Source organism: Streptomyces sp. Je 1-369 (assembly GCF_026810505.1).
Lineage (GTDB): Bacteria > Actinomycetota > Actinomycetes > Streptomycetales > Streptomycetaceae > Streptomyces.
Window position 1 is genome coordinate 3,399,052 of record NZ_CP101750.1, and the last position, 18,225, is coordinate 3,417,276.

General features: G+C 72.2%; 14 protein-coding genes and 1 tRNA gene. 5 read left to right on the forward strand and 10 right to left on the reverse strand.

Going from position 1 to position 18,225, the window contains the following annotated elements; all coding sequences use genetic code 11:
* Window positions 1–30 precede the first annotated feature (30 nt).
* Both NOO62_RS15495 and NOO62_RS15500 read right to left on the reverse strand, forming a co-directional pair.
* Window positions 31–312 carry a DUF397 domain-containing protein gene (locus NOO62_RS15495; RefSeq protein ID WP_268771476.1) on the reverse strand — a complete coding sequence of 94 codons (282 nt, stop codon included), beginning with the start codon at window positions 310–312 and terminating at the stop codon, window positions 31–33.
* Complete coding sequence (locus NOO62_RS15500) at window positions 309–1,163, reverse strand: helix-turn-helix domain-containing protein (RefSeq protein ID WP_268771477.1); 855 nt, start codon at window positions 1,161–1,163, stop codon at window positions 309–311. The genes NOO62_RS15495 and NOO62_RS15500 overlap by 4 nt, the downstream gene beginning before the upstream one ends.
* A gap of 157 nt (window positions 1,164–1,320) precedes the next feature.
* On the opposite strand from NOO62_RS15500, the gene NOO62_RS15505 reads away from it, so the two are divergent.
* Window positions 1,321–1,767, forward strand: a complete 447-nt coding sequence (locus NOO62_RS15505; RefSeq protein ID WP_268771478.1) for an ATP-binding protein — start codon at window positions 1,321–1,323, stop codon at window positions 1,765–1,767.
* Between the two features lie 115 nt (window positions 1,768–1,882).
* Here the strand turns inward: NOO62_RS15505 and NOO62_RS15510 are convergent, their stop codons facing one another.
* The 3 genes from NOO62_RS15510 to NOO62_RS15520 all read right to left on the reverse strand — a co-directional run bounded on the left by NOO62_RS15510 (window position 1,883) and on the right by NOO62_RS15520 (window position 5,361).
* Complete coding sequence (locus tag NOO62_RS15510) at window positions 1,883–2,884, reverse strand: hypothetical protein (protein ID WP_268771479.1); 1,002 nt, start codon at window positions 2,882–2,884, stop codon at window positions 1,883–1,885.
* A 2-nt stretch (window positions 2,885–2,886) separates the two neighbouring features.
* Window positions 2,887–4,200 (reverse strand): hypothetical protein, encoded by a 1,314-nt coding sequence (locus NOO62_RS15515; protein WP_268771480.1) that lies wholly within the window; start codon window positions 4,198–4,200, stop codon window positions 2,887–2,889.
* Window positions 4,201–4,332: 132 nt separating this feature from the next.
* A complete protein-coding gene (locus tag NOO62_RS15520; RefSeq protein ID WP_268771481.1) occupies window positions 4,333–5,361 on the reverse strand; it encodes an NADP-dependent oxidoreductase in 1,029 nt (342 codons plus the stop codon).
* Between the two features lie 128 nt (window positions 5,362–5,489).
* Between NOO62_RS15520 and NOO62_RS15525 the strand changes: the two genes are divergently transcribed.
* Window positions 5,490–6,050 carry a TetR/AcrR family transcriptional regulator gene (locus NOO62_RS15525; protein WP_268771482.1) on the forward strand — a complete coding sequence of 187 codons (561 nt, stop codon included), beginning with the start codon at window positions 5,490–5,492 and terminating at the stop codon, window positions 6,048–6,050.
* On the opposite strand, the gene NOO62_RS15530 is transcribed toward NOO62_RS15525, so the two are convergent.
* Entirely contained in the window at window positions 6,037–6,579 is a 543-nt protein-coding gene (locus NOO62_RS15530) for a DinB family protein (protein ID WP_268771483.1), read from the reverse strand. The two genes, NOO62_RS15525 and NOO62_RS15530, sit on opposite strands and share 14 nt — an antisense overlap.
* A 138-nt stretch (window positions 6,580–6,717) precedes the next feature.
* Window positions 6,718–7,785, reverse strand: coding sequence for a helix-turn-helix domain-containing protein (locus tag NOO62_RS15535; protein WP_268771484.1), 1,068 nt, complete (start codon window positions 7,783–7,785; stop codon window positions 6,718–6,720).
* 219 nt (window positions 7,786–8,004) lie between these two features.
* Between NOO62_RS15535 and NOO62_RS15540 the strand changes: the two genes are divergently transcribed.
* From NOO62_RS15540 to NOO62_RS15550, 3 genes are all read left to right on the forward strand, one after another.
* Window positions 8,005–9,456: an FAD/NAD(P)-binding protein gene (locus tag NOO62_RS15540; RefSeq protein WP_268771485.1), complete on the forward strand. Its 1,452-nt coding sequence runs from the start codon at window positions 8,005–8,007 to the stop codon at window positions 9,454–9,456.
* A gap of 104 nt (window positions 9,457–9,560) precedes the next feature.
* Window positions 9,561–9,632, forward strand: a tRNA-Cys gene (locus tag NOO62_RS15545).
* 208 nt (window positions 9,633–9,840) lie between these two features.
* The gene (locus NOO62_RS15550; protein ID WP_414930831.1) at window positions 9,841–13,143 is read left to right on the forward strand and encodes a S8 family peptidase; all 3,303 of its coding nucleotides are present in this window, start codon (window positions 9,841–9,843) and stop codon (window positions 13,141–13,143) included.
* 85 nt (window positions 13,144–13,228) lie between these two features.
* Here the strand turns inward: NOO62_RS15550 and NOO62_RS15555 are convergent, their stop codons facing one another.
* Genes NOO62_RS15555 through NOO62_RS15565 form a run of 3 tightly spaced genes read right to left on the reverse strand, consistent with a single transcriptional unit; the run spans window position 13,229 to window position 18,179 of the window.
* On the reverse strand, window positions 13,229–15,544 hold the full coding sequence (locus NOO62_RS15555; protein ID WP_268771486.1) for a xanthine dehydrogenase family protein molybdopterin-binding subunit: 2,316 nt from the start codon (window positions 15,542–15,544) through the stop codon (window positions 13,229–13,231).
* Window positions 15,541–17,277 carry a (2Fe-2S)-binding protein gene (locus NOO62_RS15560; RefSeq protein ID WP_268771487.1) on the reverse strand — a complete coding sequence of 579 codons (1,737 nt, stop codon included), beginning with the start codon at window positions 17,275–17,277 and terminating at the stop codon, window positions 15,541–15,543. The genes NOO62_RS15555 and NOO62_RS15560 overlap by 4 nt, the downstream gene beginning before the upstream one ends.
* Window positions 17,274–18,179: an FAD binding domain-containing protein gene (locus tag NOO62_RS15565; protein WP_268771488.1), complete on the reverse strand. Its 906-nt coding sequence runs from the start codon at window positions 18,177–18,179 to the stop codon at window positions 17,274–17,276. Before NOO62_RS15565 ends, NOO62_RS15560 begins: the two co-directional genes overlap by 4 nt.
* Window positions 18,180–18,225 lie beyond the last annotated feature (46 nt).

The window sequence follows — 18,225 nt, forward strand, 5'->3', positions numbered from 1 at the left end:
CCGGGGTGGGGGCTTTCTCGTCCCTTGGTCTTACGCCTCTGCGTCCTGTGAGGCGTATGTGAGGAAGTGGGACCAGGCTCGGGGGGCGAGGTCGAGGTGGGGGCCGTCGTCGACCTTTGAGTCGCGGATGTGGATGGTTTGGGGGCTGACGGCTATCTCGACGCAGTCTTCGCCGTTACTGCTGCTGCTGTAGCTGCTCTTGTGCCACTCCAAGGCGACCTCGACGCAGTCGCCGGACTCGTTGCTGTCGCTGTAGCTGCTCTTGAACCACTCCAGGGCGGAGGCGTCCCCGACAGAGGCCTTGCCGATCATGTTTCTCCCAGCACTCGCTCAATGAAGGCCCGCGACTCTCCTGGCGTGAGAGCTCGGGCCCGGATGATGCCATACCGCAGCTCGAGAATACGGAGCTGCCTCGGATCGGATACTGGACGGCCACCGAACTCGCCGTCGGAACGGCCCACTGCGGTACCGTCCCCGAACTTGAGCAGCTCGATCAACCCGCCAGTTCCGGGGTGGTCTCCGCGAGCAGTCGGCATCACCTGAATCTCGACGTTGCGCAACTCCCCCAGGTCCAGCAGGCGTTCAAGCTGCCTACGCAGAACCATTGTCCCTCCGGTCGGCCGCCGCAGCGTCACCTCTTCTTGGACAAAGCTGAGCTCCGGCGCCGGAGACCGCTCGAAGATGGACCGGCGCGCCATTCGCGCGGCCACCAATCGCTCCAACTCCTCGTCCGAGTAGGCGGGCCGCCGTGTACCGAGCAGCGCCCGAGCGAACTCCTCGGTCTGCAGAAGGCCATGGACGTTGTGGTTGCTGTACAACCCGGCCTCGACCGCCCGCTCCTCCAACTTCGCCAGTTCCCGTACCCGCTTCGGATACCGTGCCTCCCTCATCTCCTTCTTCATCGCCGAGACGAGGCCCCGTGCGTCGACCACCTCCTCCACCTTGTCCAGGTACTCGGGGCGAGGAATCCGTGCCCCGCGCTCGATCTTCCGGATCAAGTCCTCCCCGTACCCGATCGCCTCCCCGAACTCCGCGACCCTGAGACCCGCCGCCTCACGCCACCGTTTCAGCTGATGGCCGACCATCTCGACCACCGCGCTGATTTCGTCCTCGGGGTCGACATCCCAACCAGGTTCGTCCACACCATCGTTGCGTTCTTCCACCGCGCCCACCTCCGACGTACCGTCCAGGCCCAACGCGCACACGTACCCGGGCGTCACCGGGGACAGCCGGGACAGGCCGGGACAAGCGCGGGACAAAAGCGGTACGCACAGCGCGCACCGCTATCCACGCTACGCACGCCCCGCCACGCTGAGTGACGTGAACCAAGAAACCACCCCGGCCCAAACCCCCACACCCGTACACCAGTTCACGATTCTTCTCTCGGCGACGAGAAGAGGCGCGCGGCTGGCCCGGCTCCTGACGAGGGAGCAACTGCACAGCTGGGGCCGCCCGAGCGACGCTGCGGAGCACGTCGTCGCCGAGCTGGCGAACAACGCCGTGCTGCACGGCCACGTGCCGGGCCGGAGCTTCCGGCTCGGACTCCTGCTCAGCGCGGCGAACACGCTGCGTATCGAGGTGACTGACGCGCGGGCGGACCGCAGCCCACCCCTGCACGCCCGTCGCCCTTCCCCCGAGGCGGAGTCGGGGCGGGGCCTGCTCCTGATCGAGGCGCTCGCGGACCGCTGGGGCGCGGACCTGGGCCCGCTCCCGCTCCACCCCTGCAAAACGATCTGGGCGGAACTCGACGCGCTGCGCGAGCGGTAGCCGCGACTTCGGTGGGCCGGTGACGTTGCTGGTCACCGGGCCCGTACTCCTCCCGTACTCCTTGAGACGTCGTGGGGCCGGCCAAGGCGGCCAAGGCGGCCAAGGGACCACACGTTCACGTGGGCGGGATGGCGGACAGCAACGCATCCCGGTCAGGCTGCTCGAAGTGCTGCTCGACGGCTGCCCGGACCTCCGCCGGAGCCACCTTGGCCGCCTCGGCGAGTACCTTCCCCCTGAGCTCGGCAGGCGCCCCCGCCGAGGCGTAGACGAGCGTCTCGACCCACTCCGCGTTCGCGGCGGCCAGCTCCCCGCCATGGGCCCAGAGCCAGTCGGGGTCGTAGTCGCGGAACGTCAGCGGCGTGTCGCTGGGGCCGATACCGGCGAGCGCGAGCTCCTTCGTCAGGGCGAGAGTCGGCCCGTCCACGGGGGCGCCGGAGGCATCCACCGCCAGCAGCCTCTCGTGCAGCAGCAGAGCCGCGCCGCTGAGCAGGGTGGACGAGGGGCGGCGCGGGTCCGGCGTTCCCTCCAGCCACTCCCGGCGCTCAGCCACCGCGCCCGCCAGGAATTCGGCCCCCGCGGCGTGCCGCTCGTTGGTGAAGAAGTCGTACGCCGCCCTCACCAGGAGGGGGTCCTCGGCGCTCAGCAGGCCGGCCACTGCCCGGCTCAGCGCCGCCTGCTCGGCGTGGAGAAGACGGTGGAGGCGGGTGAGCCACCGGGCGTACAGCTCGACGCCGGGCGGATCGAAGGGTGGACGCAGGGCCGTCTCGGCGACCAGAGCGTCCCAGTCGGTGGCCTCGTTCAGCTCCACCCCGTCGAGTGTGGCGGGGAGTTCGAAGTCGGGGTGCCCGCCGCACACCCAGTCCGTGAACGCCGGGTGCAGGTCGTCCGATTCGGACCCGATCCGGTAGCTCCAGACCGTGTCCCGCCGATGACACCCGCAGGCGTACCGCCGACGCTCTCCGTCAGCCAGCACTTCCGACCGCACCGGTTCACCGCAGCTCGTGCAACGCAGCGCGTTGCAGCCCACGGGGGACGCCCAGCCGAACTCGAACGGCTGCGTCGGCAGCCAGAGGCGCGCGCCCACGAGCTCGGGGTAGGGACCACAGAATTTCGTCATGCCTAGTTCCCGTTCTTTCCGGCACCGGCACCGGCACCGGCACTGGCAGGCGCCGATTCCCCGGGGAACCTGCCGTCCTTGCCGCAGGCCCGCAGCTCGTCCTCGGTGAGGGGTTTCACGTTCCGGTACAGCCCCTGCGTCGGATCGTACTCACAGCCGAACGGCTCGGCCGCGGCCATGATCTCGACGAGGGTGTGGTGGCTCGCCCCGACGAGGAACGCGATGGACGCCAGCCGGGCGCCGTACTTGTCCGCCTTGAGCGCCTTGGCGGCACTCATCATCGTGTTGGTCGTGCCGGACGGTCCGCCGCCGAGCGGCAGACTGAGCTTGCGCTGCGCCTCCACCCAGGCGTTCTTCTCGTTGATCATCCAGACCTTCGCGCCGGCGAGCCACTTCAGTGCGTCCTGCTGCGCGTCCCAGCTCGGGTCGTCCTTCGTGTGCACCGCCTTTTGCCGGTCACTGAAATCGAGGCCGGTCTGCGCGACCGTGTGGTCGGTGCGTCCGGTCTCGCCGGGATCCGTTTCGGGGTTCAGAGCCTTCAGCACGTCGTTGCGGCGGACTCGCGCGTCTGCCTGGTGTTCCACCGCCGAGCCCGGGGGAACGGGCGCGATGTCACGGGTGACGACGCTCTCCGGAGTGCCGCCGGCCCGCAGCATCGCCCGTCGGCGGTCCAGCAGGAAGGGCATGTTCAGCTCGGCCTCCTTCATGCGCTGGTCGATCTCCTCCCGTTTCGCGGAACTGGCGAGGTCCCGGGCCAGTACCTCGGTGAAGAAGCGCACGACATGGGTGTACTGCTCGCTCAGCGTGCCCTGGTCGAAGACGGCCATCACATCGGCGACGGCGGTGCCGACGAAGCCCGACTTCTCGACGCCTTCCTGACCGACGGTGTTGAAGATCTCGGCCAGCCGCTGATCGGCGTGATCCCAGGCGCCGCCGACCCCGCTCCGGATGTACGCCTTGGCCTTCGTCGCCATGTCGGCCATGGCGCCCTTGGCGGAGGCGTGCGCGGAGGCCTTGGCGGCGAGCTTGCGCTCGAAAGCCATGGCCTCCGCTTCGAACGCCGGATCGGCGGCCCTCGACTGCCCGCTGGTGTTGGCGCCGAGCGTCAGCCCCTCGTCCGTACGCTGCACCGACAAGGAGCCGCTTCCTAAGTGCCCGGAACCCTGGAGCATCCCCACCACGGCTCTGTTGCCCATGCTGCGTTGCAGGGCCATCAGGCCCGGTTCGGGCCGGTCGGCACGCTGCGCCCGTTCCTGGATCGAAGGACGCCTGTCCTCGGCGCGGCCCGATCTTCCGCTGTCTCGCTCGTAACCCATGGCTCCTCTTCTCGCAGGCCGGCACGCGCACACGTAGTCGGCGACACGCTCGAACAACGTATGTCCAGGCGGCAGTTCGGGATACGGAACAACGGGCAGACTCGGGTGCCTTCGTCGGGCGGACGTCGGAGTTCAGCCCGCGACCGTGAGCACGATCTTGCCCTGGATGTACCCTCGGGCGGCCCGCTCGTGCGCGGCCCGCGCGTCCGTGAGCGGGAACGTGCTGTCGAGCGCGACCCGTACCGACCCCGCGTCGACAAGGCGGGCCAGTTCCGCGAGTTGCGCGCCGCTCGACCGGACCTGGGTGAGCGTGACCGTGATGCCCAGCTCCGCGTTCTCGGCGTCGTCGAAGTCGCCGAAGTACACGGGGAAGAGGGAGCCGCCGCGCTTCAGCGTGCGCAGGAAGCGCCTGCTGTCGGGGCCGCCGACCGTGTCCAGGACGAGGTCGACGTCGCGGACGACGTCCTCGGCGCGCTGCTCGGTGTAGTCGATGAATTCGTCCGCGCCGAGCTCGCGCAGGAACGCCTCGTGGGTGCCGGAGGCCACGGCGATGACGCGGGCGCCCTGCCACTTGGCCAGCTGGAGGGCGAGGTGCCCCACGCCGCCCGCGGCGCCGTTGACGAGGACCGTGGTGTCGCTGTCGAGCGCGATCGGGCGGTGCGTGGCCTCCTGGAACGGCGAAGGGTGGTCGTGCCCGAGCTCGATCAGGTACTGCCACGCCGTGAGCCCGGACATGGGGAGACCTGCGGCGTGCGCGTGGTCGACGGTGGCGGGCTTGCGGGCCAGGTCGGCCACGGGGGCGGTGACGTACTCGGCGTACGCGCTGCCCTGGAGAGCGGTGGGGAAGCGCAGCAGGCCGATCACCTCGTCCCCGACCGAGAAGCGGTCGGGCCCGGCGCCGATGTCGGGGCCGAGCGCTGCCACCACGCCCGAGACGTCCGTCCCCGGGATCAGGGGGAGTTCGAACGGGGGCTTCAGCTCGGGCGGTACGTCGGGCATCCCCTCACGCGCGTACCAGTCGGGAGGGTTGAGCCCGACCGCGTGCACGCGGACGAGCACCTCCCCCGGCCCGGGTGCGGGAATCGGCACGTCGTCGTAACGCAGGACTTCGGGAGCGCCGAACTCGTGCAGCCGGATCGCCTTCATCGTGGTGGTCGCCATCGTTCTTCTCCTGCTCGCGTCGCGGGATACGCTCATCCGGACCAGCGATCCACATAAGTGGATCAGTGATCCGAATATATGGACCACTGATCCGGATAGTCAAGCGAGCCGAGAGGGACAAGGGACCGATGCGGGCCGACGCCAGGAAGAACCGCGACCACCTGCTCGCCGTAGCGGGCGCCGCCATCGCCGAGCAGGGCGTCGACGTGGCCCTGCGCGACATCGCGCGCAGGGCCGACGTCGGGCTCGCGACGCTGCTGCGGCACTTCCCGACGCGCGAGGCACTGCTCGACGCCCTGCTCCGCACGGGCTTCGACGAACTGACGGAGAACGCGTGCGCGCTGGAGACGTCGGACGCGCCCGGGGACGCCCTCGTCTCATGGCTGCGGGACGGCGTCGCCTGGACGACCGAGTACCGGGGCGCGACGGTACTGATGGCCGCCGCGATCGAGGACCCCGAATCCGCGCTCCACGCGTCGTGCGTGACCCTGCGCGCGGCCGGAGCACGGCTGCTCATCCGCGCCCAGGAAGCGGGCGCGGCGCGGGACGACATCGACGGCGCCGACCTGTTCGCGCTGATCGCCATGCTCGCCTGGCTCGGCGACCAGCCCTCGCTCGCCCCCCGCGCCGACCACCTCTTCGACGTCGTCGCAGGCGCGGTCCTGACGAGCACGGTCAGCCCATGCTGAGGGCGCCGTCCAGGGACTCACGGATGATGTCCGCGTGACCCGCGTGCTGCGCGGTCTCGCCGATGACGTGCAGGAGGGTCCGGCGGGCCGACCACCGCCCACCGGGCTCAAACCAGGGGGCCTCCGGCAGGGGGTGGGACACGTCCAGGCCGGGCAGCGAGCGCACCACCTCGTCGGTGCGGATGGCGACTTGCTCGTACGCGTCGAGTACGCCCGCCAGCGTCTCGCCGGGCAGCATCCGGAACTCCGCGGCGCGCTGCGCCCAGTCCTCGTCGGTCAGGTCGGTGACGTCGCCGAGTGCCGCCAGGCCGTCCTGGATGAAGGCGGCCCACACCCTCTCGACCGAGGTGACGTGCTTGATGATGCCGCCGATACACAACTCGCTCGCGGTGGTGCGCAGGCCCGCCTGCTCGTCGGTGAGGCCGCGCGCGGTGACGCGCAGCATCGTCCGGTGGTGGGCCAGCGACTCCAGCAGGTCGGCACGCTCGCCGGTGGCAGCAGGCTGGTCGAGGGTCGTGGTGTCGGGCATGATGCGCCGCCTTCCGTGGGTTCTCGCCGAGTCGGACAGCCACAGGCTAGAACTCAACTAGGTCAGCTTCCGGCCTAGTTGGCGGCACTCGACCGGCCCGCGTCCCCTGCGGCCGGACCCACGCTTGAACGCGCCCCTTCACTTCGGCCAGTAGTGCTCCGTGAAGAGGCGGGACACCAGCTCGCCCCGGCTGGAGACTCCGACCTTGGCGAAGAGGGTCTTGATGCGGTCGCGGACCGTGTGCGGGGTGATGAACAGCGTCGCGGCGATCTCCGATGTCGTCATCCCGCGCGAGACGAGCTGCGTGATCTCCAGCTCGCGCGGCGTCAGCCCGTACGCCTCGGCGATCAGGACCGCCAGGTCGGCGGGGGCCGGAGGTTCGATGACGAGGGCCACCGGGCCCGGCCGCCCGCCGGGACCCGTGAGGCACGACGCGTGGCAGACCAGCCAGCGGCCCTCCGTGGTCCGGACGCGCACGCGCGCGTCCCCGTGGTCGCGGCCGCCGGCGACCGCGCGGGCCTGGAGCGCCGTGCCGATCACCCAGATCGGCAGCCGTACGCCCAGGGGGGAGGGGAAGGACGGGCCCCGCGGCATGGACGCGAGGTGCTGCCGCGCCTCGTCGTTGATCGACATCGCCTCGCCGGTTCCGTCGAAGAGGATGAGGCCCGGCGCGGGCACGGCGGTGCGGGGGACGGGTGCGGGCGGGCGCGCGAAGCCTCGTAGCAGCGTGGCCAGGGGGCGGGACTGGTCGGCGACCAGGGCGATCTCGTCCGGGCGGAACGGCTCGGCTTCGCGGAAGAGGCTGACCAGACCCCACGGGCGGTCGCCGATCCGCAGCACGGCCCGCAGTTCGTCGTGCACGCCCCACCCGCGCAGGAGGCGCCGGTAGCGGGCGCTGCGGGCGGGGAGGTCGCCGGTGACGTCGCGCAGCCCGGCCGCCGGGACGGCCGCGCGGGCCAACTCCCGGTACGGCACGACGGTCTCCTCCAGGAGCTCGTTCTCCCAGTACGCGGCGCAGCCCTCCCCCGAGCCGAGGTTCTGCACCAGCATCGGCGCCGTGATCAGGCCCGTCTCCGGGTCCGTGGCCCGCCACACCGCCGAGTCGAACGGGACGAGGCGGCGCAGTCCGGCCGATGCCCGCTCGAACAACTCGACTGCGTCCACTGCCCGTTCGACGCCCGGTATCGCTCCGCGCGATCGGTTCATGTGCCTCTCTCCCCCCGAGTTCCCCTTTCCCCTTTCCCCTTTCCCCTTTCCCCTTTCCCCCGGGTCAGCTTGCACGGTTCCCCGCTCGGCACCAACCCCTCATCCGAGGGGGTCGCCCGTCGTCGATTGCCCTCAGTTGCGGGGTGGGGGTGTCCGTCAGGTCGTACGAGAGTCGACGGCGACCCCAGAACACATGCATCGGACACTTCGGAGGCATTCATGGACCTCGACCTCGGCCTCAACCTCGACCCCGATCCCGACCCCGACCCCGACCTCGCCGTCGTCGGAGGAGGAGCCGCAGCCGTCGCCCTGCTGGACGCCCTGGCCACCGGGGCCACCCCTCCATCCGCCCCCGGCACCATCCGCGTCTTCGAACCCTCCCCGCACCTGTGGCGGGGGCGGCCCTACGGACCCGACCTGGACGTGGTCCGCGTCAACGTTCCGCCCGGCATCTCGTCCATCCGCCACGGCGACACCGGCCACTACGCGGACTGGCTGGGCGAGCGGGCCGCCGACCACATCGACCCGCTCCTCGGCCTCCCCGTGATCCCGCGCGCCCTCTACGGCGAGTACTTGACGCACACCGCCGAGAAGGCGGTGGCCGCGCTGGCCGAGCAGGGGCGGCCGGTGGAGGTCGTGCCCGCCCGCGTCACCGGCGTCGCCCGCCAAGGCGCACGGCTCGTACTCCGCACGGCGGACGGCCAGGAGTACGCCGCCGCGCAAGTCGCCCTGTGCGTGGGCACGGGCACTCCCCCGGACCTGTACGGCCTCACGGGCACCCCGGGCTACACCGCCGACCCCTATCCGCTGGCCGCCACCCTCGACCACGTCCCCACGGACAGCGACATCGCCGTGATCGGCAGCGGCCTCACCGCCGTCGACGTCGTCGTGGCCCTCGACGCACGCGGGCACCAGGGGCGGATCGCGCTGCACTCGCGCACCGGTGTCCTGCCATACGTCTGGCAGCGCCCGATCGAGGGACGCCGCCCCCAGCACCTCACCGCCGAACGCGTGGCGGAGCTGCACGCGACCCACGGAACCGTCACCCTCGACGCCCTCACCGACCTGCTCCGGGAGGAACTAGCGGGCAGGGGTGGCGACTTCGATGCCCTCACCGCGGAGCTGCGCACCACGACAACAACAGACCCGGCCCACCGGCTCCGGCAGCAGCTCGACGCCGTCGACGACCCCCGCGCCGGCCGCCGCGTCCTCCAGTCGGCCGCGCACGCCGTCGGCCCGTACGCCTGGCGTCTGCTGCCCGAGGCCGACCGGGCGCGCCTGCGCCACCACTTCCGTACGGCCGCCGCCGTGGCCTCCCCCATGGTCCCGGTGAACGCGTCCGTCCTGATGCGGCTGCTGGACTCCGGTCAGCTGACGATCGTTCCCGGCGACGTACGACGGGCCCTGGCGACCGCGCCTCCCCGCACCGTCGTCAACGCCGTGAACCCGCCCCCGCAGTCGATACCCGTCGGCGCCCGCCACCTCGTCGCCTCCCTGGTCGACACCGGTCTCGGCACGCTCCATCCGGCGGGCGGCCTGCTCCCCGCCGACCCGCGCGTCCACGTCGTCGGCGACCTCGCCGCCGGCGGCTCCTTCATCACGCCGAGCATCCCCGGTGTCGCCGCCCAGGCGTCCCGCACGGCCCAAGCGCTCCGCGCACCTCTTTCGTGAACGCCGTATGGCAGTCCCGTTGCGACACCCCGTGACCGCTTGAGGCGGCAACAGGGCCACGGCTACGTTCGAGAAGTCAGGTCGACGGGTTCAGTCGACGACTTGGCCGTGTGCCCGAGTGGCTCAGGGGCTGGACTGCAAATCCAGTAACGCGGGTTCGATTCCCGCCACGGCCTCTCGCCCGACAGAAGGGGTGGTCCTCAAGAGGACCACCCCTCTCGCGTGCTCCGCGGGTTCCCGTGAGGCATCTCTCGGAATCTCATGGGAACCACACGAGCACGTAACACCAACTCTCCTATTCAGTAACGGAGTTCGGTGTGCGCCCCGAAGCTCTGCATACTCCCCGGACAGCACCTCGGACGACCACGACTCCAGGGGGAAGACTTGCGCAACCACGCCAGAGGAGCGGGCGCGGCCACCGTCGCCGCGGCCGCCGCCATGGCCCTCGCGGCGGGCACGACCGGCCCCGCGTCGGCCACACCTGCCACCACCCGGGCCCCGGCGGCGGACCCCGCCCACGACCGGACCAGCCGCCTCACCCTCCTCACCGGAGACCGCGTCACCGTCGACCGCTCGGGGCGCGTCACCGGCTTCCGGCCCGCGAAGGGGCGCGAACGCATACCCGTGCGGACGCAGCGGCTGCCGAACGGCCACACGCTCGTCCTGCCCTCCGACGCGCGGCGCCTGATCGCCGACGGCACCGTCGACCAACGGCTTTTCGACACGGCCGAGTTGAAGCGAGCAAGGGACTTGAAGCTCATCGTCGGGTACGACGGACGCGCCGACGCCAAAGCCACCGCCCACGCCAAAGTCCGCATCCGCGCCGCAGGCCACACCACCGTCCGCAGAACCCTGCACGCCCTGAACGCCGAAGCCCTCACCACCCCGCCCCAGGACACCGCCGCCCTGTGGAAGGCGCTGACCAGCCGCAAGGACGGCATCAGCCACGTCTGGCCCGACGCCACCCGTAAAGCCACCCTCGACAAGAGCGTCAAGCAGATCGGCGCCGACAAGGCCTGGTCGGCCGGGTACGACGGCACGGGCGTCAAGGTCGCCGTGCTCGACTCCGGCGTCGACGCCACGCACCCCGACCTCAAGGGCCGGATCCTCGCCGAGAAGAACTTCTCCACCGCGCCGGACGCCAAGGACCGCCGCGGCCACGGCACGCACGTCGCCTCCATCGCCGCCGGCACGGGCGCCGAGTCGGGCGGGAAGTTCAAGGGCGTCGCACCCGGCGCCAAGCTGCTCAGCGGCAAGGTCCTCGACGACAGCGGCGAAGGCGACGACTCCGGGATCATCGCGGGCATGGACTGGGCGGCCGCGCAAGGCGCCGACGTCGTCAACCTCAGCATCGGCGGCTACGACACCCCCGGCATCGACCCGCTCGAAGCCGCCGTCGACAAGCTCTCCAAGGACAAGGGCATCCTCTTCACCGTCTCGGCGGGCAACGACGGCGGCACCAGGTCGGTGAACTCCCCCGGCAGCGCGGACGCCGCCCTCACCGTCGGCGCCGTCGACGACAACGACGAGCTCGCCGAGTTCAGCAGCCAGGGACCGCGGGTCGGCGACGGCGCCATCAAGCCCGACGTGACCGCGCCCGGCGTCGACATCACGGCGGCCGCCGCGCCCGGCTCCGCCATCGAGAAGGAGGTCGGCCAGAACCCCGAGGGCTATCTGACGATCTCCGGTACGTCCATGGCCGCCCCGCACGCCGCGGGCGCCGCCGCCCTCCTCAAGCAGCAGCACCCGGACTGGAAGCACGCCGAACTGAAGGGCGCCCTCACCGGGTCCACCCAGGGAGACGGCACGTACACGCCGTTCCAGCAGGGGTCAGGACGTATCGCCGTCGACCGTGCCATCAAGCAGACCGTCATCGCCGACCCCGTCTCCGTCGGCTTCGGCACGCAGCTGTGGCCGCACACCGACGACAAGCCCGTCACCAAGAAGGTGACGTACAGGAACCTCGGCAAGGACGAGGTCACCCTCGACCTGACGGTGTCCGCCACCGACCCCGAGGGCAGCCCCGCCCCCGCCGGGTTCTTCACCCTCGGCGCCAAGAAGGTCGCCGTCCCGGCGGGCGGCACCGCCTCCGTCGACCTGACCGTGGACACACGGCCCGGCGGCACGGTGAACGGCACGTACTCCGCGTACGTCGTGGCGGAAGGCGGCGGTCGGACCGTCCGCACCGCCGCCGCGGTCGAGCGCGAGATCGAGCGGTACGACGTGACGCTCAAGACCATCGGCCGCGACGGTCGGCCCACCCCGCACCACGACTCCTCGATGTCGGCCATCACCGGCGCGGACAAGGGCCTCAACCTCTTCCCGCGGGGCGGAACCGCCAAGGTGCGGGTCGCCAAGGGGAGTTACCTGCTCGACTGGTCCATCCACGTCGACCCGGACGACGCCGACAACGGCACCGACTGGCTCGTCCAGCCCCGACTGACCGTCGACAAGAACATGACGGTGACGCTGGACGCCCGCAAGGCGAAGCCCGTCGACATCACGGTCCCCGACCGCGACGCGAAGCAGGTGTCGGGCGAGCCGCGCTACCTCTACGAGGGGTACGAGTCCTCCCCCACCAACGCCACGTTCAAGGGCCTGCGCACCGCCCACCTCGGCCCGGAGGTTCCCGAAGGGTTCAGCGAGCAGTGGCTCGGCACCTGGACGAAGGGGGCCGGGACGCGCTACGACATGCTCCTCGGCGGCACGGTGAAGAAGCTCTCCACGGGCTACACCAAGCATCTGAAGCGTGCCGACTTCGCCACGGTCAAGGTGCGCACCGGCGCCTCGGCCCCGGGGCGGACGGGCTCCCTCTCCGTCGCCGGGTATCTGCCTGCGGCGGGCGGCATCTCGCGCATCTTCGAGCCGACGAAGCTGCCGCGCACCACGACGACGTACGTGACCGCGACAGGCGGCACGAAGTGGGGCATCGGCTTCGACCAGTACGGCGACAAGGACGAGGAGGGCGAGCCGATCCTGGAGGGTTACTACGAGATGGCGCCCGCGGCCTTCACGGCGGGCCGCGGCTACACGCGGACGTTCAACGTCGGCGCCTTCGGCCCGGCCCTGAACGCTCCCGACACAGGCATCTTCCGCGAGGGCGACAAACTGGGCGGCCGCATTCCCGTCGTCGCCGACGGGGAGGGACATCCGGGGTGGAGCGCGTACTCCGCCGAGAAGTCGACGCTGTACCGCAACGGCACGAAGATCGCCGAGAACGACGACCCGGTGTCCGGCGGCGAGACGTTCACAGTGCCCGCGGGCGACGCCGAGTACCGGCTGACCGCGTCCGTGCGGCGTGACCCTAAGGTCGCCGCGGCCTCGTCGCGCGTGGAGGCGTCCTGGACGTTCCGCTCGAAGAACACGACGGCCCGCACCGAGCTGCCCGTCTCCACGGCCCGCTTCACCCCGAAGCTGGACCTGTCGAGCCGTGCCCCGGCGGGCGCGACCCAGTCCGTCCCGGTGACGGTGCAGGGCGCGGCGGCGGGCCCGGGGAACCTCAAGTCCCTTGCCGTGTACGTCTCGTACGACGACGGCCGGGCGTGGAAGAGGGTCACCGTCCGGGACGGCGGGGTCTCCGTGAAGAACCCGGCGAAGGGGAAGGGCATCTCGTTCCGCGCGAAGATCACGGACAAGGACGGCAACAAGTCGTCCGTGTCGCTGCACAACGCGTACTACGGCAAGTAGCGCGCACCGCGAGGCCCGGGTGGAGTCACTTCACCCGGGCTCCGTCCGGCCCCGCCGGAGCGACCCACCCTGTGCACGTGCCGTTCTACGGCGAGGGGACGGCGACCGCGGCCTGCGGGCGGATCGGGAGGCGGTTCACCGGGCGGCCCGTCGCCGCGCGGACCGCCGACGCGATGGCCGCGGGGGACGTCACCACCGGGACCGCGCTGGCCGCCTTCGCGCCGAAGGGGGCCACGACGTCCCGCTCCTCCACCAGCTTCACGATGCGGATGTCGGGGGTGTCCAGGGCGGTCGGGAGCGCGTAGCCGGTGAGGTCGGGGTGGCGGACCAGTCCGCGGGGCGTGCGGAGGTTCTCCGTGAGGGCCGCGCCCACGCCCTGTGTGACGCCCGCCTCGATGCGGGCCTTCAGCTGGGCCGGGTTGAGGATGCGGCCCACGTCCTGTGCCACCGACAGCTCCACCACCCGTACCGCGCCGATCTCGATGTCGACGTCCACGACCGCGCGGATCGCGCAGAACGCCATGCCGACGAACGCGTCGCCCTGCCCGGCCTCGTCCAGCGGCTCGGTCGGGTGGGGGCGGCACTGGGCCGTGGCCCAGAGTTCCTTGCCCTCCAGGGCCTCCGTGACGGTCGTGGAGAGCACGCCGTCGTACGACGTGATCTTGCCGTCGTTGATCTGGAGCAGCTCGGTCGACATCCCGAACTTGTGGGCCAGCGGCTGGAGGAGCTGCGTGCGGACCATCTTCGCCGCGCGCTCCACCGCCCCGCCCGAGACCCACGTGTGGCGGCCGCGGCAGCTCGGGCCCGCGGGCGGCTGGTCGGTGTCCACGGGGGCTACGCGGACGTCCTCGATGCCCAGCGTCTCCTGGACGATCTGGCGGGCCAGCGTGGTGAAGCCCTGGCCGGTCTCGACGGCCGCGCAGATCACCGTCGCCCCGCCGTCGTGGACCTTCACCGTGGCCGTGGAGACCTCGTCCGTGCCCTCGGCGCCGAGGAGCTGGACCATGCCGAGGCCGTAGCCGACACCGCGCCGGACGGCGGACGGTTCGCCCGCGCCCTCCGGGCCGCCGGGCAGCAGCCACTCGTCCTCGGGGGTGTCCTTGGGGAGCTCGGGCAGCGGCGCGTCCCGCACGGCCGCAAGGAGTTCGGCCACCGGCGCGGGGCACGTCACCGTCTGGCCGGTGGGCAGGATGTCACCCGTCGCCATCGCGTTGCGCAGCCGCAGCTCCGCCGGGTCGACGCCCAGCTTCTTGGCGATCTTGTCCATCTGGGCTTCGTAGGCGGCGCACACCTGGAGTGCGCCCTCGCCCCGGACGTGGCCGGAGGGCGGGTTGTTCGTACGGACCGCCCAGCCCTCGATGAACGCGTTCGGCACGACGTACGGACCGCAGGCGAACGAGACCGCGGCGGCGAGCGCCTCCGACGACGTGTCCGCGTACGCGCCCGCGTCGAGCAGGATCTGCGCCTCCACCTTGACCAGGCGGCCCTCAGCGTCCGCGTGGTGGCGGTAGCGCAGGAGCGTCGGGTGGCGGTGGGCGTGACTGAGGAAGGACTCCTCGCGGGTCGCGGTGAGCTTGACCGGGCAGCCGGTACGCAGTGCCAGGAGCCCGAGCGGAAGCTGGAAGCCCGCGTCCTCGCGGTCGGCGGTCGCGCCCGGCACACCCGTGACGACGACCTTCACGCGGTCCGGGGTGATGCCGAAGCAGGCGGCGGCCCGGTCGCGGTCGGCGTGCGGGTCGGTCGAGGCGATGTACAGCTCCACTCCCCCGTCGGGCCGCGGCACCGCGAGACCCGCCTCCGCGCCGATCGGCGCCGGGTCCTGCCGCCCGATGCGGTACAGCCCCTCGACGACGAGCTCGCCCGCCGCCTCCGGGTCGCCGTGCCGCAGCGGGATGTGGCGGATGAGGTTGCCGTCGGGGTGCAGCGGTTCGGCCTCGAAGGCCTTCTCCGGGTCGGTGACCGGTTCGAGCACCTCGTACTCGACGATGACGGCCGCCGCGGCCATCCGCGCCGTGTCGGGGTGGTCGGCGGCCACGGCGGCGATGGGCTCGCCGTGGTGGCGTACGACATCGGAGGCGAAGACCGGCCGGTCCGGGGTGCGTCGGCCGTGCAGCGGCTCGCCCGGCACGTCCTCGTGCGTGACGACCGCGCGGACGCCCGGCATCTCCAGGGCGTGGCTGGTGTCGATGGAGACGATGCGGGCGTGCGCGTGCGGGGAGCGCAGGACCGCCGCCCACAGCAGGCCCTCGGCCCACAGGTCGGCGGCGTACGGGAACGTGCCCTCGGTCTTCACCCGGGACTCCGCGGACGGCAGCGACACACCGATGCCGTGCGGCGGCTGCTCGGCCGCCCGGCGGTCCGCGGCGGCGGGCGTGGTCGCGGTGGTGGCTTCGGTGCTCACGCGTGGCCTCCGTCCTGGCCGTAGGGGCCCGCCTGGTGCGGGATGCGGGCTTCGGCGTGACCGTGCCCGGGCTGCTCCTGCTGGTCGTGCTGCTCGTACTGCTCGTGCTCGTCCCGCGCGGACGCCTCGCGCTCGGCGACGACCTCGCGCACGGCGTCGAGGACACCGCGGTATCCGGAGCAGCGGCAGAGGTTGCCGCACAGGGCGCGGCGGGCCTCCAGGTCGGTGGGGGCGGGGTTGCCCTCCAGGAGGTCGTGCACGGTCATCGCCATGCCGGGTACGCAGAAGCCGCACTGCACGGCCCCGCACGCGGCGAGCGCGCGCTGTACGTCGGACGGCTGTCCGTCGGCGGCGAGGCCCTCGACGGTACGGACCTCGCTGCCCGCGGTCGTCGCGGCGGGCACGAGGCAGGACGCGACGAGACGGCCGTCCACCTGGACGTTGCAGGCCCCGCACTCGCCCTGCGAGCACCCGTCCTTGGCCCCGGCGAGACCGAGGCGCTCGCGCAGGACGTAGAGCAGCGACTCGCCGATCCAGGCGCCCGTGACGGGACGGTCGGTGCCGTTCACACGAAGGACGTAGGAGACGAGGGGGTGGTCGTCGTGGAGGGGGGTGACGTCGGGGGTTTCGGCGGCCGTCGCGTCGGCGGATTCGTCGACGGTTTCGTCGGGTGCGGGGGCCTCGTCCGGGGTGGCTGCATCGTCCGGGGCGGCCGTTTCATCCGCGTCCGGAGCGTCCGTGGGCTCGGCTTCTTCGGGGGCCTCGACGGCGGCCTCGGGGGCGAGCTCCGGGGCGACCTCGGCGGGTTCCTCGACCGGCTCAGGAGCGAGCTCCGGTTCCGGCTCGGGCGCGATCTCCAGCTCGGGCTCGGGGTCCGGCTCGGGCTCGGGGTCCGGCTCGGGTTCCGCGACCGGGGGCTCCGCGGACGGCAGCTTGATCGCACGCAGCAGCTGCGTCTTCTCGAACCGGCTCTCGGGTTCCGCCCCGGCCTCGGGCCGCGGCGCAGGGTCCGGCTGCGGCCGCGGCTGCGGCTCGGGCTCCGCGACCCGCTCCGGAGCAGGCTCGTGCAGCACCTCCTGCGCCTGCGCGCCCCACGGCGCACCCGCCCCCGCCCCGGTCGCCCAGGGCGCGGGCGCGCCGCCGGGCAGCGTCGCGGGAGGCGTGCCGCCGCCCCACTGCGCGGCCAGCGAGGACGCCGTGAACTCGCCCGATTCGTCCGGCAGGTCACCATTGGCGACGGGGATCGACCACTGGCCGGTGACGTCGGCGGGGGGAGCGGCGGGCTCCTGCCCGTACTGGTGGGCGTACTCCTGCTCGTAGGCGGGCTCGTACTCCTGCTCGTACGTCGGCTGCTGCCCCACCGGCGACTCCGCCTCGGGGAAGCTCCACTGCCCCGTGGCCCGGGGGTCGTACGCGTGCGCGTCCGCGTGCGGGTCCGCGTGCACGGGCGGCTGTTCCCGCACCGTGCCCGCCTCGGGCCACCGCACCGCGCCCGTCACCTCGGGCGGCATGACCCAGGCGCCGGTGGCGGCCGGATCGGTGGCGTCGGCGACGGTGGGGTTGACCGTTATCTGCGGCGGTACGTAACCGTGGCCGGGGGCGGCGAGCGGGGCGTCCAGCATGCCTTCGGGGAGCTGCACGAACGCCGTGGCGTCGGAGTCGTACTCCCCCTGCGGATGCGGCTGCCAGCCGCCGCCGTCGGCCGTGTTCTCTTCGTGCCGGTCGTCGCTCACGACAGCGCCCTCCCCAGTGCTCGTCGGGCCAGCGCGGCGACGGTGCGCCGCAGGTGCAGTACCGCGGGGGCCAGCGGCTGTTCCGTGCCGTCGGCCGCCGGGGGTTGGTCGGGGATGCAGGCGGTGGCGACGTACTCACCGAAGGCGGTGACCGCCTCCGGGACGAGACTGCCCCGCTCGCCGTCCCAGTCGATCAGGGAGGCCACCCACTCCTCGGCCTCCAGGGGCCGCAGCGGCATGGGCGCGATGGCGCCGACGGCGCACCGCACCCCGCGCCGGGCGGGGTCGAGGACGAGGGCGACGGAGGCGGTGGCCCGGCCGGGGCCCGTGCGTCCTGTCGCCTTGAGGAAGACCTGGGGTGCGTGCAGCAGCGGTACGCGCACGAAGCCGATGAGTTCACCGGGGCGGAGCATCTCCATGCCGGTGAGCAGGTGCGACACGGGGATCTCGCGGCGGGCGCCGCCGGGTCCCGCGATGATCAGCGCCGCTTCGAGCGCGGCGAGGACGGGCAGCGCGTCACCGGTCGGCGCGGCCGACGCGATGTTGCCGCCGAGGGTGCCCGCGTTGCGGATCTGGGGCGGTCCCGCGGCGCGCGCGGCGGCGGCCAGGGCGGGGATCAGCGCGGCGAAGTCGGGGCGGCCCATGCGGGCGTGGGTGAGACCGGCGCCGAGCAGGGCGTGCCCGTCCTGGTACTGCCAGCCGCGGATCTCGCTGATGCGGCCGAGGCCCACGAGCGCGGCGGGCCGCAGTTGTCCCGAATTGACCGAAGCCATCAGGTCCGTGCCGCCGGCGACGGGCACGGCGGCGGGCATGGCGGCGAGCGCCGCCACTGCCTCGTCCAGCGTGGCGGGCAGCTTCACCGATTGCGGTGTCTGCGCCGCCTGCGGTGCGTGCGTGGTCAAACCGGCTGCCCCTTCCCGATGTCCGGCCGCGTGCTCCACGTACATC

What these genes read in the sequence shown, in the direction of transcription:
- NOO62_RS15495 (WP_268771476.1), bottom strand. Translation starts at nt 312, where the DNA reads ATGATCGGCAAGGCCTCTGTCGGGGACGCCTCCGCCCTGGAGTGGTTC.
- NOO62_RS15510 (WP_268771479.1), bottom strand. Translation starts at nt 2,884, where the DNA reads ATGACGAAATTCTGTGGTCCCTACCCCGAGCTCGTGGGCGCGCGCCTC.
- NOO62_RS15515 (WP_268771480.1), bottom strand. Translation starts at nt 4,200, where the DNA reads ATGGGTTACGAGCGAGACAGCGGAAGATCGGGCCGCGCCGAGGACAGG.
- NOO62_RS15520 (WP_268771481.1), bottom strand. Translation starts at nt 5,361, where the DNA reads ATGGCGACCACCACGATGAAGGCGATCCGGCTGCACGAGTTCGGCGCT.
- NOO62_RS15525 (WP_268771482.1), top strand. Translation starts at nt 5,490, where the DNA reads ATGCGGGCCGACGCCAGGAAGAACCGCGACCACCTGCTCGCCGTAGCG.
- NOO62_RS15530 (WP_268771483.1), bottom strand. Translation starts at nt 6,579, where the DNA reads ATGCCCGACACCACGACCCTCGACCAGCCTGCTGCCACCGGCGAGCGT.
- NOO62_RS15535 (WP_268771484.1), bottom strand. Translation starts at nt 7,785, where the DNA reads ATGAACCGATCGCGCGGAGCGATACCGGGCGTCGAACGGGCAGTGGAC.
- NOO62_RS15540 (WP_268771485.1), top strand. Translation starts at nt 8,005, where the DNA reads ATGGACCTCGACCTCGGCCTCAACCTCGACCCCGATCCCGACCCCGAC.